The 13,343-nt window shown below is 64.5% G+C and carries 17 protein-coding genes and 1 pseudogene; 8 read left to right on the top strand and 10 right to left on the bottom strand.

Translation table 11 applies throughout. The features are described from left to right. The first annotated feature begins 37 nt into the window (after positions 1–37). Positions 38–2,410: a phosphoketolase family protein gene (locus tag AC3A6B_RS26925; RefSeq protein ID WP_487839702.1), complete on the top strand. Its 2,373-nt coding sequence runs from the start codon at positions 38–40 to the stop codon at positions 2,408–2,410. A 55-nt stretch (positions 2,411–2,465) separates the two neighbouring features. Here the strand turns inward: AC3A6B_RS26925 and glgP are convergent, their stop codons facing one another. Further along, positions 2,466–4,163, bottom strand: coding sequence for an alpha-glucan family phosphorylase (glgP, locus tag AC3A6B_RS26920; protein ID WP_487839701.1), 1,698 nt, complete (start codon positions 4,161–4,163; stop codon positions 2,466–2,468). On the opposite strand from glgP, the gene AC3A6B_RS26915 reads away from it, so the two are divergent. Then, complete coding sequence (locus AC3A6B_RS26915; protein WP_487839700.1) at positions 4,163–4,312, top strand: hypothetical protein; 150 nt, start codon at positions 4,163–4,165, stop codon at positions 4,310–4,312. The two genes, glgP and AC3A6B_RS26915, sit on opposite strands and share 1 nt — an antisense overlap. A 110-nt stretch (positions 4,313–4,422) precedes the next feature. Here the strand turns inward: AC3A6B_RS26915 and AC3A6B_RS26910 are convergent, their stop codons facing one another. The 4 genes from AC3A6B_RS26910 to AC3A6B_RS26895 are packed head-to-tail and all read right to left on the bottom strand — an operon-like array spanning position 4,423 to position 6,309. Continuing rightward, positions 4,423–5,097, bottom strand: coding sequence for a DUF599 domain-containing protein (locus tag AC3A6B_RS26910; RefSeq protein WP_487839699.1), 675 nt, complete (start codon positions 5,095–5,097; stop codon positions 4,423–4,425). A gap of 9 nt (positions 5,098–5,106) precedes the next feature. Beyond that, a complete protein-coding gene (locus tag AC3A6B_RS26905; protein ID WP_487839698.1) occupies positions 5,107–5,544 on the bottom strand; it encodes a DUF6691 family protein in 438 nt (145 codons plus the stop codon). Positions 5,545–5,554: 10 nt separating this feature from the next. Then, complete coding sequence (locus tag AC3A6B_RS26900) at positions 5,555–5,989, bottom strand: YeeE/YedE family protein (protein WP_487839697.1); 435 nt, start codon at positions 5,987–5,989, stop codon at positions 5,555–5,557. Further along, positions 5,989–6,309, bottom strand: coding sequence for a metalloregulator ArsR/SmtB family transcription factor (locus AC3A6B_RS26895; protein ID WP_487839696.1), 321 nt, complete (start codon positions 6,307–6,309; stop codon positions 5,989–5,991). The genes AC3A6B_RS26900 and AC3A6B_RS26895 overlap by 1 nt, the downstream gene beginning before the upstream one ends. Before the next feature lie 92 nt (positions 6,310–6,401). Between AC3A6B_RS26895 and AC3A6B_RS26890 the strand changes: the two genes are divergently transcribed. The 4 genes from AC3A6B_RS26890 to AC3A6B_RS26875 all read left to right on the top strand — a co-directional run bounded on the left by AC3A6B_RS26890 (position 6,402) and on the right by AC3A6B_RS26875 (position 9,550). Further along, positions 6,402–7,280 (top strand): MBL fold metallo-hydrolase, encoded by an 879-nt coding sequence (locus AC3A6B_RS26890; protein ID WP_487839695.1) that lies wholly within the window; start codon positions 6,402–6,404, stop codon positions 7,278–7,280. Positions 7,281–7,441: 161 nt separating this feature from the next. Beyond that, positions 7,442–7,984: a hemerythrin domain-containing protein gene (locus tag AC3A6B_RS26885; RefSeq protein WP_487839694.1), complete on the top strand. Its 543-nt coding sequence runs from the start codon at positions 7,442–7,444 to the stop codon at positions 7,982–7,984. A gap of 176 nt (positions 7,985–8,160) precedes the next feature. Next, entirely contained in the window at positions 8,161–9,045 is an 885-nt protein-coding gene (locus AC3A6B_RS26880) for a YitT family protein (RefSeq protein WP_487839693.1), read from the top strand. Positions 9,046–9,073: 28 nt separating this feature from the next. Continuing rightward, complete coding sequence (locus AC3A6B_RS26875; RefSeq protein ID WP_487839692.1) at positions 9,074–9,550, top strand: bacteriohemerythrin; 477 nt, start codon at positions 9,074–9,076, stop codon at positions 9,548–9,550. 286 nt (positions 9,551–9,836) lie between these two features. On the opposite strand, the gene AC3A6B_RS26870 is transcribed toward AC3A6B_RS26875, so the two are convergent. Next, entirely contained in the window at positions 9,837–10,193 is a 357-nt protein-coding gene (locus AC3A6B_RS26870) for a TraR/DksA family transcriptional regulator (RefSeq protein ID WP_487839691.1), read from the bottom strand. 255 nt (positions 10,194–10,448) lie between these two features. On the opposite strand from AC3A6B_RS26870, the gene AC3A6B_RS26865 reads away from it, so the two are divergent. Then, the gene (locus AC3A6B_RS26865) at positions 10,449–10,604 is read left to right on the top strand and encodes a hypothetical protein (protein WP_487839690.1); all 156 of its coding nucleotides are present in this window, start codon (positions 10,449–10,451) and stop codon (positions 10,602–10,604) included. Between the two features lie 82 nt (positions 10,605–10,686). On the opposite strand, the gene AC3A6B_RS26860 is transcribed toward AC3A6B_RS26865, so the two are convergent. The 4 genes and pseudogenes from AC3A6B_RS26860 to AC3A6B_RS26845 all read right to left on the bottom strand — a co-directional run bounded on the left by AC3A6B_RS26860 (position 10,687) and on the right by AC3A6B_RS26845 (position 12,913). Then, a complete protein-coding gene (locus tag AC3A6B_RS26860) occupies positions 10,687–11,238 on the bottom strand; it encodes a hemerythrin domain-containing protein (protein WP_487839689.1) in 552 nt (183 codons plus the stop codon). Continuing rightward, entirely contained in the window at positions 11,235–11,792 is a 558-nt protein-coding gene (locus AC3A6B_RS26855; protein WP_487839688.1) for a nitroreductase family protein, read from the bottom strand. The genes AC3A6B_RS26860 and AC3A6B_RS26855 overlap by 4 nt, the downstream gene beginning before the upstream one ends. A 190-nt stretch (positions 11,793–11,982) precedes the next feature. Beyond that, positions 11,983–12,789: pseudogene (locus AC3A6B_RS26850) on the bottom strand (adenosylcobalamin-dependent ribonucleoside-diphosphate reductase); the annotation flags it as partial. Next, on the bottom strand, positions 12,692–12,913 hold the full coding sequence (locus AC3A6B_RS26845; RefSeq protein WP_487839753.1) for a hypothetical protein: 222 nt from the start codon (positions 12,911–12,913) through the stop codon (positions 12,692–12,694). The pseudogene AC3A6B_RS26850 and the gene AC3A6B_RS26845, both read right to left, overlap by 98 nt. Positions 12,914–13,086: 173 nt before the next feature. Between AC3A6B_RS26845 and AC3A6B_RS26840 the strand changes: the two genes are divergently transcribed. Beyond that, positions 13,087–13,290, top strand: a complete 204-nt coding sequence (locus tag AC3A6B_RS26840; protein WP_487839687.1) for a hypothetical protein — start codon at positions 13,087–13,089, stop codon at positions 13,288–13,290. Positions 13,291–13,343: the final 53 nt, after the last annotated feature.

Raw genomic sequence — 13,343 nt, 5'->3', positions numbered from 1 at the left:
GGGCATGAATATCAGGCGAGTAACTGACGAGGTGCGTATGAGATCTCACACGACCAGCCGCCATCCGGCCGACGACCTTTCCCTCCTGGATGCGTGGTGGCGGGCCGCGAACTATCTTTCCGTGGGCCAGATCTACCTGATGGACAATCCGTTGTTGCGTGAACCGCTCGCGCTGGAGCACATCAAGCCACGCCTGCTCGGCCATTGGGGTACGACGCCGGGCCTGAACTTCATCTACGCACATATGAACCGCGCGATCAGGGCGCGCGATCTGGATGCGATCTTCGTCGCGGGGCCCGGTCATGGCGGCCCGGGCGTCGTGGCCAATACCTGGCTGGAAGGTACCTACAGCGAGGTCTATCCGAACGTAGGGCAGGACGCGGAGGGGATGAAGCGCCTCTTCAAGCAGTTCTCATTTCCCGGTGGCATTTCGAGTCACGTGGGGGCCGAAACACCGGGCTCGATCCACGAGGGCGGCGAGCTCGGCTACTCGTTGCTGCACGCTTACGGCGCTGTCTTCGACAACCCGGAGCTGCTGGCCTGCTGCGTGGTGGGTGACGGCGAGGCGGAAACCGGCGCCCTGGCCGCGAGCTGGCATTCGAACAAGTTCCTGAACCCGGCGCATGACGGCGCGGTGCTGCCGATCCTGCATCTCAACGGCTACAAGATCGCCGGCCCCACGGTGCTCGCGCGAATTGGCGACGAGGAGTTGACCCAACTCATGCGCGGCTACGGCTACGAGCCTCATTTCGTTTCGGGGCACGAGCCCGAAGCGATGCACCGGATGATGGCCGCCGCGCTCGATGCCTCGCTCGACGTGATTCACGCCATTCAGGTGGAAGCGCGCGCCGACGGCTTCGGCCGGCGCCACCACTGGCCGATGATCGTTCTGCGCTCGCCCAAAGGCTGGACAGGGCCGAAAGTGGTGGACGGGGTGCCCATCGAAGGCACGCAGCGCGCACATCAGGTGCCGCTGACCGGGTTTGCCGACAAGCCGGCGCACGTCGGCCTGCTTGAGGACTGGATGCGCAGCTACCGGCCCGAGGAACTGTTCGATGCAGACGGCGCGTTGCGTGCAGATATTGCGGATCTCGCGCCCCTCGGAAGGCGCCGCATGAGCGCCAATCCGCACGCCAATGGCGGCCTGCTGCTCAAAGACCTGCGGCTGCCGGACTTCCGTGACTACGCGGTTGCCGTGTCCACCCCGGGCGCCGTGATGGCCGAGGCCACACGCGTCGCAGGTGAATTCCTGCGCGACGTGATGCGGCTCAACGCGCATGACGGCAATTTTCGGGTGATGGGACCGGACGAAACGACTTCAAACCGCTTGGGCGCGATCTTCGAAGTCAGCAAACGCACGTCGACCGCCGAAATTCTCCCAAGCGATGACCATGTCGCGCCGGACGGGCGTGTCATGGAGGTGCTCAGCGAGCACCTGTGCCAAGGCTGGCTCGAAGGCTATCTGCTCACCGGGCGCCACGGCTTGTTCTCATGCTACGAGGCCTTCATCCACATCATCGATTCCATGTTCAACCAGCACGCGAAGTGGCTGAAGGTGTCGCGCCAGATCCCGTGGCGGCGGCCGGTCGCGTCACTCAACTACCTGCTGACCAGCCACGTCTGGCAACAGGACCACAACGGCTTCAGTCACCAGGACCCGGGGTTCATCGACCACGTCACCAGCAAGAAAGCCGAGGTGGTGCGCATCTACCTGCCGCCCGATGCGAACACATTGCTGTCGGTCGTCGACCACTGCCTGCGAAGCCGCAACTATGTGAACGTGATCGTGGCCGGCAAGCAGCGCGAGTCCCAATGGCTGGACATGGCATCCGCGATTCGGCATTGCAGCGTCGGCATGGGCATCTGGACCTGGGCCAGCAACGACGAGGGCGAAACGCCCGATGTGGTCATGGCCTGCGCCGGCGACGTGCCGACCCTGGAGACGCTTGCCGCGGTCGATCTGCTCCGGCAGCAGTTGCCTGATTTGAAGGTCCGCGTGGTCAACGTGGTCAACCTCATGGCTCTCCAGTCTCCGTCTGCGCACCCGCACGGGCTGGCCGATTCCGAGTTCGACTCCATCTTCACGGAAGACAAGCCGGTGATCTTCGCCTTCCACGGGTACCCGTGGCTGATTCACCGGCTCACCTACAAACGCACCAACCACGACAACTTCCACGTGCACGGCTACCAGGAAGAGGGTACGACAACGACGCCGTTCGACATGACGGTGCTGAACCGGCTGGACCGCTTTCACCTGGCGGCCGATGCGATCGACCGCGTGCCACGGATTCGGGATGCCGCGGGCCATGTGAAGCAGCACCTGCGCGACCGTCTGATGGCGCACCGCGCTTGGATCACTTCCCGCGGCGAGGACATGCCAGAGATCCTGAACTGGCGGTGGGCAAACTGATGCCTCTCATGGCACACCAGGCTGCAGGTCCGCCGGATGCTTGATGAAGTTTGACTCACCGCAGGTAAGCCTCCGAGGCGTAGCGACGCATCATTCGGTGGCTGTTGAAGTACGAGGCGTTGCGTGAAATCGCGCCTTTCATCACCTTTGTCCATCCCGCAGAATCGTTGTAATAGAGCGGAAGCACCACGTTCTCGAGCTGGTCATAAAGAGAGCTCCTGTCGCTCGCGTCGTCGCCGTCGCTGTCGCCACCGATTGCCCACCCGGTGACGCCTTCAATCCACCCTTCGAGCCACCAGCCATCCAGGACGCTGAGGTTCGGCACGCCGTTCAAGGCCGCCTTCATCCCGCTGGTGCCTGAGGCTTCAAGCGGGCGCTGTGGCGTGTTCAGCCAAAGATCGACTCCTGAGACGAGCAGGCGTGCGATGCGCATGTCGTAGCCAACGAGGAACGCGACCGGGACGACGCCCTGCAGCTGCCTCGCGTATTCGTGCAGGCGCTGGATCAGCTCCTTGCCGCTGCTGTCGCGGGGATGCGCCTTACCGGCGAGCACGATCTGGAATGGATGCCGCCGGGCGATTGCGCGCAAGCGATCGAGATCCGAGAAGAGCAGGTCCGGTCGCTTGTACTGCGTCATGCGCCGCCCGAAACCAATGGTAGCCACCTCGGGATCGGGGGCACGGCCGCGTGAGCGGACGATCTCGTCGGCAAGCGCGGCCTTGGCTTCAGCGTGTGCCGCGCGAATCTCTTCGTCGGCGATGCCATCGGCGCGCATGAGGAGTTCTGGTTCGTGACACCAGCGTGGCATGCGACTGTCGTAGAGCCGCCGAAAGCTGTCGCAGGCCCACGTCCACGGATGCACTCCGTTCGTGATGGCTCGGATCTCATAACCAGGGAACATGCGGCGAGAGACTTCCGCGTGCCGCCGCGCGACGCCGTTGACGTGCTCGCTCAGGTTCAAGGCGAGCCTGGTCATGTTCAGCCGGTCTTCGCCAGCGAGCACGCGCAGCTCGGCGCCGTAGTTGAATTCGCCCAGCAACGGCTCGGCGAGCGCATACGGGAACTGGTCGTGGCCGGCGTCCACCGGCGTATGGGTCGTGAACACACAACGGCTTCGCACGGCTGCCGTATCGTGATGCGATCCAGCGGTGCCGGCTTCCTGCGCCGTATGCGAGTGGCGGCGCAGCAGTTCCAGAGTGAGGAAAGCTGCGTGCCCTTCATTGAGATGGTACTTGCGCACCTCTACGCCGAGGGCGCCCAGCATCCGTACGCCGCCGATGCCGAGCACAATCTCCTGCTTTAGCCGATAGGCTTCATCACCTCCGTAGAGATGGTGTGTGATTTCGCGATCCTCCGGGCTGTTGTCGGCAAGATCGGTGTCGAGCAGCACAACCGGAATGGCACCGCCGCCATGTCCTTCCACGATATGCAGCCAGGCGCCGATCCAGACGTCGCGGCCGCCAATGGACACCGCCACCCTGGCCGGCAAGGATCGGCACCACCTCTCAGGCTGCCACACGTCGGGATTTTCGATCTGGCTTCCGCCGATGATTCCCTGGCGGAAGTAGCCGGTACGACTGATGAGCGTGACGCCGATCATGGGAAGTTCCAGGTCCGCCGCACTGCGCATCGTATCGCCCGCCAGCACGCCGAGGCCACCGCTGTAGGTCGGTATCTCGTTGCGCAGCGCGATCTCCATCGAGAAATAGGCGACGCGTGGCTCTTGGATGAGTTCATCGAGCAAAACAGTCATTGCAGCCTCTTTCCTTTACCCGCGAACGGCCGGCCGAAACTGACCGAACTCCTGCGGCCATCGACAGCATCGCCATGTTAGATCTGCAAGTCGACCTTTCGTCGCGCGTGCGTTCGGCAAACATGATCGGCGGCGAACACCACAGCTGACGGACTGTGCGTTGTACTGCGCCGCGAAATGAATGGAGCGACCAATGACGAAGTGAGCGAACTGGGGAACCGGGGCAACCTTGCTCATGGCAGGCTGCGCCAATTGCGGCCTAGCCATCGAGCCGAGGGGCGCTCATCAGGCCGTCCTTGCTGCTGCCAGAGCGGTCGAAGCTGCCCAGCACCGCAACAACACAGAGCGCTGCAAAAGGACCTGCTGCCGGGTGAACGATGGAGGCGAGGATAGGTGCAATGAGGACGAGATGCCTGAGCCCCCAGCTGTAGAGGATTCCAGCTTGCCGCACATAGGCCTTGCCGGCATCGCCCCAGCGACGGCGCGCCTCGGAGTCGACCGGCATCGCGCTGATGAATCCCGCATGGTTGTAGTAGCGCACCGCCATCGCCGATGACACGAGCGAGGCGAAGAGCAGTGTCATGAGCACCAGTTCCAACGCCAGACGCGCTGTGAAGGCTGGTGAATCGGGTCCCTGGCCGATCGTCGAATGAAGCGACGGTGCGGCCAGGGTTGCAACGCCCATCAATGCCAGCGCCGCGGTCGAGGCGGTCATCGTGGCCGCCATCAACGAGTTGCGCAGCGTCTGCACCGCGAGGATCTCCGAGCCCTTCTGCGCTGAGATTGCTGCAAACCATTCCTGGCGCAGCGCCGCATGCGCTGTACGGGACAGGCGCTCGGGTCTTCGACGGTGCCCGATGGCAAGGGCGACCTCGTAGGATAGGAGAATGGCCACCGTGGCCAGTGCTGCAAGCCAGGCCGCAATGCTCGTCATCGCTCGACCTCACGCAGCGCGCGTCGCCGGCGCGCGTCCGCGACGCTCCAAGAGCTCGAACACACCCATGCCGGCCAGCATCGCCGCCACGAACACGAGTGCCTTGATTTCGCCCATCCCGAGCGACACGAGGCCCGGGCCGGGGCAGAACCCTGCGACCCCCCAGCCGACGCCAAACAGGACACTTCCTCCGACCAGGCGGTGGTCGATATGGCGCGAGGTGGGCAGGCGCATCTCTGCACCGATGAACGACACCATGCGCCGCCTGGCCACGAAGAAGGCGACCATGCCCACGGCGATCGCTCCCGCCATCACGAAGGCCAGGGAGGGGTCCCATGCGCCTGCGAGGTCCAGGAAGCCCAGCACCTTGGCTGGATTTGCCATGCCGGACACGATGAGGCCGAGTCCGAAGACCACCCCTGCGAGCAGCGAAGCGAAAACAATCATGACGATCTCCTCAGATACCGAGCAGGTGACGCGTCACGAACACCGTGACAAAACCGGCGCCCATGAAGGCGGCCGTGGCGACGAGCGAGCGTGGCGATAGGCGAGAGAGGCCGCAGACACCGTGGCCGCTGGTACAACCGGAACCATAGCGCGTACCCAGGCCCACGAGCAGCCCCGCCAGGATCAGCGCGCCGTACCCTGCGTCGATCTGTGGCTTGGGCAAAGCCGCAAACAGCAGGTAGACCAACGGTGCTCCGACCAGCCCCAGGACAAAGGCGGCACGCCAGGCGATGTCGCCCTTGGCAGGCCTGAGCAGACCCCCGAGCACCCCGCTGATGCCCGCGACGCGCCCGTTGAGCAGCGCGAACATCGCCGCGGCGATGCCGATAAGCGCGCCCCCGGCCAGCGCGGCGAGCGGCGTGAAGTGGTTCCAGTCGATGGACATCATTTTTCCTTCGGACAGTAAAGACGATAGAGAACCTCGAGGATCTTCAGCATCGCCGGGTCGGCCACGCTGTAGAAGATGCTCTTGCCCTCGCGGCGCGTTTGAACCACACCTTCGCCGCGCAGCACGCCGAGCTGCTGTGACAAGGTCGGCTGGTGAATGCCCAGTTCCTGTTCCAGGGCGCTCACACACATCTCGCCTTGCGAGAGCTGGCACAGCAGGAGCATGCGGTCTTCATTGGCAAGCACCTTGAGAGCGGCGACCGCCTTTGCAGCGGCACCACGCAGGGCTTCGGGATCGATGACGAGGGAAGTGCGCATCACGGGCAGAGTGGAATGGTTGCGGTTGACATAGTATATTAGTAGATATAATATATGTCAATAGATTGATTGGCCCATTGACGGAGCACCCGATGACGACCCGCACGACGACCCAAGGCTTCTTCGATCCCAACACGTGGACGGTCTCCTATGTCGTTTGGGACCACGCGACCAGGCGTGCCGCGCTCATTGACGCGGTGCTGGACTATGACTTCAAGTCTGGGCACACGAGCACCGCCGCGGCCGATCGGCTTCTTGCCTATGTCCGAGACAAGGGGCTTCAGGTCGAATGGATTCTGGAGACTCATGCGCATGCTGACCACTTGTCTGGTGCGCGATACCTGCAGGATCAGGTAGGTGGACGCATCGCCATCGGCGAGAACATCCGCACTGTGCAGGCAACGTTCAAGAAGCTCTTCAACCTCGAACGCGGCTTCCTGCCGGATGGCAGTCAGTTCGACCACCTGTTCAAGGACGGCGAATCGTTCAAGATTGGTGAGGTCGAGGCCACAGCGCTACTGGTACCTGGCCATACGCCGGCTGACATGGCCTACCTGGTGGACGGCTCGGTGTTCGTCGGCGACACCTTGTTCATGCCGGACGTCGGTAGTGCGCGCGCTGACTTTCCCGGTGGGGATGCGCATCAACTCTACGCTTCGATGCGGCGCCTGTTGGGCCTACCGCTTGAGACGAGGATGTATGTCTGTCACGACTATCCGCCGGCGACGCGTCAGCCACAATGGCAGACCACTGTCGCTGAGCAGCGCGCCCACAACATTCATGCGCGCGATGGCATCAGCGAAGAGGAGTTCGTGTCGATGCGGATGGCCCGCGACGCGACGCTTGATGTGCCAACGCTCATCCTTCCGTCCATTCAAGTCAACGTGCGGGCCGGGCAACTGCCGCCTGCAGAGGACAACGGCGTTGCCTATCTGCGCATCCCGCTGAACGCCTTGCCCATCCATCACTAGTTTGCTCGGGCGCGACACGAGGGCACGCCGCGAGGGAACGCCGAGAACGCCGAGAACGCCGCATCTTCACGTGTCAAGCAGTTTGCCTGACACAGATCATGGAGCTCGGCGCTTGGCTGGCTAGACTGCCCCTGGATTCCACCGGATTTCGGAGGTTCAGTATGGCAAACCCGATCGCGCTATGGCATGCCGAGCATGTCAACTTCTCGCGGCTCCTCGATGTCTTTGAAGAGCAGGTCAGCAGGTTCCACGAAGGCGAAGATCCGGATGTCGACCTCATGCTCGAGATCGTCTCGTATCTGCGGGAGTTTGGGGACCGCTTTCACCATCCGCGCGAGGACGTCGCATTCGCGCTCCTTATCGAGCGCGATCCGGCGCTGCGGCTCCCTATTAATCGCCTGCTGCAGGAGCACCGCGCAATCGCCGCCGCCGGCGAGGAGCTTGTGACGCGGCTGCAGGAGATCGTCGCCGATGCACTGATCCTGCGCGCGACCGTGGAAGCGGCGGCAGCACTTTATCTGGTTTACTACCGGCACCACCTTGCGTCCGAGGAAAGGAACATCTTGCCGCGCGCGGCGCGCCTGCTTAAGGCGCAGGACTGGGAGATCGTCGCCCAGGCGGCTCCATCCGGTTCGGATCCATTGTTCGGTGAAGCGCCGAGTCAGGCCTATGGGAGGCTGCGCGAGTTGCTTGCGGCAAGATGACGGCGCTTCGATCCGGCGGCAAAGCTCCCTCGGACACCCGCACAGCGTCGTTCGCAAAGTCCGAAGCGTCTGTCTTCGGGCACAGGTCCAGATCGGCGACGGCCCGCGGAATGGCCGCAGCCCAAGACCTTGTCCTGGCGCAAGATCTGTGTTCACCGCACGGGCGACACTGCTTCATGGATCAAATCTGGCGAGTCCAAGTCGCAAGACCACACCCACTGCTGAACGACGCGCAGGGTTTCGCGACCGCGATCCTGTTGGTTGCCCTGGGGCTTGCCATGCTTCGCAGCGCGCAGTTGTTGACTGGCGGCATTCCTGGTCTGGCCTTCTTGATGAGCTATGCGACAGGCTGGCCGCTCGGCTGGACCTTGCTCATCGTGAACCTGCCGTTCATCGCATTCGCCTGGCGCGTATTCGGAGTGCGATTCACCTGGAAAACCATCATCGTCGTCGCCAGTTTGTCGCTCGGCGTCGAAGGAATGGGCAGAGCTCTCAGCGTGCACTCGGCGCACCCGTTGTTCGCAGCGATTGTCGGGGGCTTGCTGATCGGTGTCGGTTTGCTCGTGCTGTTCCGTCATGGTGCCAGCCTGGGTGGATTTGGCGTGCTGGCACTGTTTCTGCAGCGGCGGCGTGGCTGGAGCGCTGGAGCGGTGCAAATGGCGTGCGACGCCGCGATCGTTGCTGCCGCATTCACTCTCGTCGAACCGAGCCGTGTCGCCTACTCCATCGTGTCGGCCGTGATGGTGAATCTGGTTCTGGTGTGGAATCATCGACCGGGCCAACAAGGTCTGCCGCCACGGAGCTCACCCGCGCCACGCGAAGCGCCGTTCGGCCAGGCTCATGTGGACAAGGCTCACGCCGCCGGTGAGGCGGCCGAGACCAGCATGCGCCATCACCTGGCGCAGGACCGACCGCCCGGCTCGGGCAACCGGCCCTACCGAGCTGCCAGCCCTCGAGCACGGAGGTCGTTGAGAGGTGTTGCAGGTCATGCAGGTGATTTGGGCGAATCGATTGATCGGTCGTTGAGCCATATCAAGGGGCCACTCGCCAAGCGCCGATAGCCTTGTGTCTTTCTACTAAGGAGATCACATGGCTGCCCTGGACCGATCCGGCGCATTCTTGCTCGACTTGCCCTTCATGGACCAGGCCCGCAAGGAGTTCATCGCGCTCCTGGACTTGGTGGACGAGGCCGACAACACCCAGCTGCCGTCAGCCTGGCGCAACCTGGTCGAGTGTGCCGCGGAGCACTTCGCGCGCGAGGACATCTGGATGCGGACGACCGGCTATGCATCGCACAAGGATCACGCGATCCAGCACCGCGTTGTGCTCTCGGTGATGCGCGAAGGTGTGCTGCAGGCCGAGGAGGGTCGACTGTTGCAGGTGCGAGATATGGCGCGTCAGCTGAGAGACTGGTATGCGAAGCATGTGCAGACAATGGACGCTGCGCTCGCCCTCCATCTGCGCAGTGCGCGGTTCGTGCCGGCGAAGGCCGACGTGCAGGCGCAGATCACGCCCCCCGTGTGGTCGGCCTTGCGTGCAGCGGTGGAGCACGCTTCCTCGCCCTGAGCGCTAGATGGCGGTCCCGGGCAGCTGCAGGCCGCCGCGGCCGGTGAGGCGTGCAGTGATCGCCGCCTTCAGCGGTGGCAGATGCTGGGCGCCGCGAAGGATCAGCTGCCGTCCCTGCTGCATTCAGTTTCCTCCCTGGATGAGGAGCCGAATTGTGGACGGAGCAACAGCGCTCGCCTTGACGGAGGTCAAGGGTTGGCGAGACGGGCCTTGGCGCCCGAAGGTCAACATGTGGCGCGTCAGATCGAGCGCCGTGGGCGATGGGGCGGCGGCAATGCTCCAGCGTTCAGCGGGGCAGCGTGAACTGACAGGCGTGGCACCGGATGGCCGCCGGTTCGATCAGCATGCGTTCGCGCGCGATGACGCGCTCGCAATCGAGGCAGAGCGCGTAGCGCCCCAGCGAGATGCGTTGGAGCGCCTGTTCGATATCCTGCAGCGATGGCCGACGAACTTTGACGGCAGCGAAGGGCGTGACATCGTGGACTTCCCCAGCCGACGAAGGGCAGGGCCCGGAGCCCTGCGCGGCTGGCCCGTGCGCAGGACGCTCGCCGTTCAGCTGGGCGCGCTCGCTGAGCGCCCACCGCTTCATGATGTCCAGACGCTCGATGAAGGACTGCAGATCTTCCGGCTTTATGTGGTTCATGGTGGTGGTCCGGGATGAGGTTGACGGGCCGCCAGTATCCGGAGGTCCATCCGCACGGGATTTGATCCGCGTCAACTTCCGCGTCGCCCCCCGAAACTGCGCGCAGCTGCCAGCTTTGAGTCCCCCAACCGCCTGTCGGCAGCAAGGCGGCGTTAATGGAAGTGATCGTTGCGCCTACAGCGCGCGCACTTGCGGCAGGTCAAGTCCATCCGATCGGCCGTGTGTCACGCGCAACTCGATACCGGAGAGACTGCCATGACCCACATCACGTCAAGGATCATTCGCGAGGAACACTCGGCCCTGGCGGCCATGCTGCGTTCCATGCTTTTGCTGCTCTTGCAGCACCGCAACCAGGGCACGCTTGCGCAGACTTTGAGTCATTCTGCGTGGGCTTCACCGTTGACTTGTTGATCCCGAACAACCTTCCATGGCTTGACGGGCATCGAGGGGGGCGCCTCGCGCGGCAGGGCGATCGAGCCCACTGTCGCTGCCGTCAGGAGGCCGCACCGCGGCGACGCCGCATCTCCGCGCCCATCGCGTCGCGCGCGCAATCGTCGAGCAGCGCGGCCGCAGCCGGATAGGCGAGCTGCTCTTCGGCTTCGATGTGAGCTCCATAAAGGCGCGTGAATGCATCGATCTGCGCTGCGCTGTCCGCCGGGATCGCCTGGATCTCTGCACGCTGGAGCTGTTCGAGGATCGCGCGCACCGTGCGCCAGCGCGCCTCCATCTGAAGATGGTCCTGCTGCAGGCGCGCGACCAGCGCGAGCATGGAAGGATCGCCGCGCCCGGCCAGGGTCGGGAACACGTGATTCTCCTCGTCGAGATGGTGCTGCGGCGCGGCCATATCGAAGTAGCGCATGACGTCGCGGGCGGCCTGCCGTGCCTGTGCATCTGCACCGTGACGCGCGACATGGGCGCGCAGCCGAGCGAGGAGCCCGAGCGTGCGCTGCATGCGCTCGTGGCAGGCTTCCATCATCTCGAAGGGTTGCTCGAATCCGGCCGCTGGCGATGCGATGAGAGAGGCCAGGCGCGAAGAGCGGGTCATGGCGCGGGGACCAGTTCGGAAACATAGCGCTCAAGGTCCGGCCGCGCCGCACCGGCAACGTGGGCCAGGACGGTACCCACGCTGATGAAGCACAGCGGTTCCTCTTGGGGGTCCAGAGCGAACAGCGCGCGCAGTCCGGCGGATTGCAGCGCCTTGCCGGAGGTCAGTGCCGAGCCGTAGCCGAGGACCGTCGCGGTCAGAAGCATGTTCTGGATGGCGCATCCGGCCGACACGATCCTCTCGGCGGCCGGAATCTCCTCGTTGTCGGGGCCCAGCCGCACGATCGCCAGCATCAGGACCGGAGCGCGAAAGGCCTTCTCGCGCGCCATGCCCCGCTCGTCAGGCGTGGCTTGCTGCAGGGACTGCGCGAATACATCAGCGAGGCGCCCGCGTTGCGGCGGCGGCACGACGACAAAGCGCCACGGAACCAGGCCGCCGTGATCCGGGGCCGCGGCCGCGGCGCCGAGGATCTGCTCGAGTTCGGACCGCTCAGGTCCCGGCGTGCCAAGCCGCTTGGGCAGCACTGTGCGGCGCGTGTGCAGGAGTGCTGCCAACTGCCGTTCAGTGACAGGCGGATCGGCCAGGACGGCCGTCGTAGCGCAGGCGTCCGTATCAGGAGGCATGTCGAATTCCCCAAATGAGCATGAGAGCGGTCCGCAAGAGGGCGGGGTCAGCATGGTCCGCCCGAGCCGGAAGGTCAAGATGGCGGAAACACGCAGCAGCGTCGCGGCCGCCGGGCCGGATTCATCCGCAACTCCCGAGGTGCCCGCACTGGGTGCAGTAGTCGCAACCGTCCTTTCGGATCATGGCGTGGGCGCCGCATTCCGGGCACTTGGCGCCCATCAAGGCTGGGGAGGCAGCACCCGTCGGGGTCGAAACGTCCGGTGCCGTCGGCGCGGAGCCGCTTCGCTTGGCGATCAACTTCTGAATCGCGTACGCGATGGCACCGACTTCGGAGTCGTGCCACATGGGCACCTGGCTACCGTCGGCCTTCACGTGATGGCCCAGATGCACGGGACCACGGTCCCATGCCACCTTGCGCATGTCGGCGAGCGCGCGTTCGAGAAAGCCCCGCGCGCGGCCAGCGACAGCAGCCGCATGCTCGCGGTGATCCACTGCTGCGATTCGCCGCTCTGGCCGACGGGCATGAAGAATTCGATGGCCCGTTCCCGCCCGTCGGCCAGGGGCAGGAAGGACACCACCAAATAGAGCGTCTGCCGGCCCTGCTGTGTCCAGTACTCGATCTTCTCCGCGCTGGCATTCAAGGCACCCGTCGGACGGCTCTCGATCATCGCGCGAATCGAGTCGGCCGCGGCGTTGTCCGCGCGAGGGCGCGCCCTCGCGCGCTGTCGGCGCGACATCCAGCACCGACCCCAGGATGCTGTTGGGTCGGTAGGTGGCCAGTCCATTCAGGTTGGCTGTCCAGGCGTGCTGGTAGAGTCTCTAGAAGTCCTCATAGGGGCAATCGACCGGCACGTTGACCGTCTTTGAGATGGCGGTGTCGACGAAGGGCTGCACCGCTTCCATCATGGCCAGATGGCCGGCCGCGGGAGGACCGGTCGAACACGTCGATGTAGCTGCACGGGCCTGAGGCCAGCGAAGCGGTGGCACGCACCTCCGCGCCGCGTGGTCGGATACGGGAAAAGTCATAGCCGACGCCGCCGCCACGGCGCATGGTCTCAGCGGCCTCGCGCAATGCCTCGTAGATGCCGGCGTAGCCGGCTTCATCCTGGCCTTGAATGCAGTCACTCATGATGCGCCCGGCCCCGATGGCCCCTGCGCGCAGGTTGGCGAGGAAGCGCGCCTGCCACTGGGCGCGTTCCCCTTCGGCCTCGACCGACACCAGCCGTGCGCGACGCGCGCAAACAGGTCCTCGGCCTCCTGCTCTCCGGGCTTGAGGTAATTTTCCATCAGCACGTCGCGGCTGATGGGCTGCACCGGCAGCAACGAACTCAAACCAACGTCATCACGCTTCATACGACGAACTTCTTGGATTTGGCGCTCGAACGGCACGAGCCGGCGCCCTGGTCGAACAAGCGGTGCGCGTCGTGAGCGCTTGAGCGGGCATCGCCGCGCGCGGCGGGCTGCTGCGAAAGGGTTGGGCT

The sequence above is a fragment of the Variovorax sp. Soil_C_33 genome (genome assembly GCF_057656935.1).
Note: the sequence above shows the minus strand (reverse complement) of the source record. Positions and strands in the feature narration are given on the sequence as shown.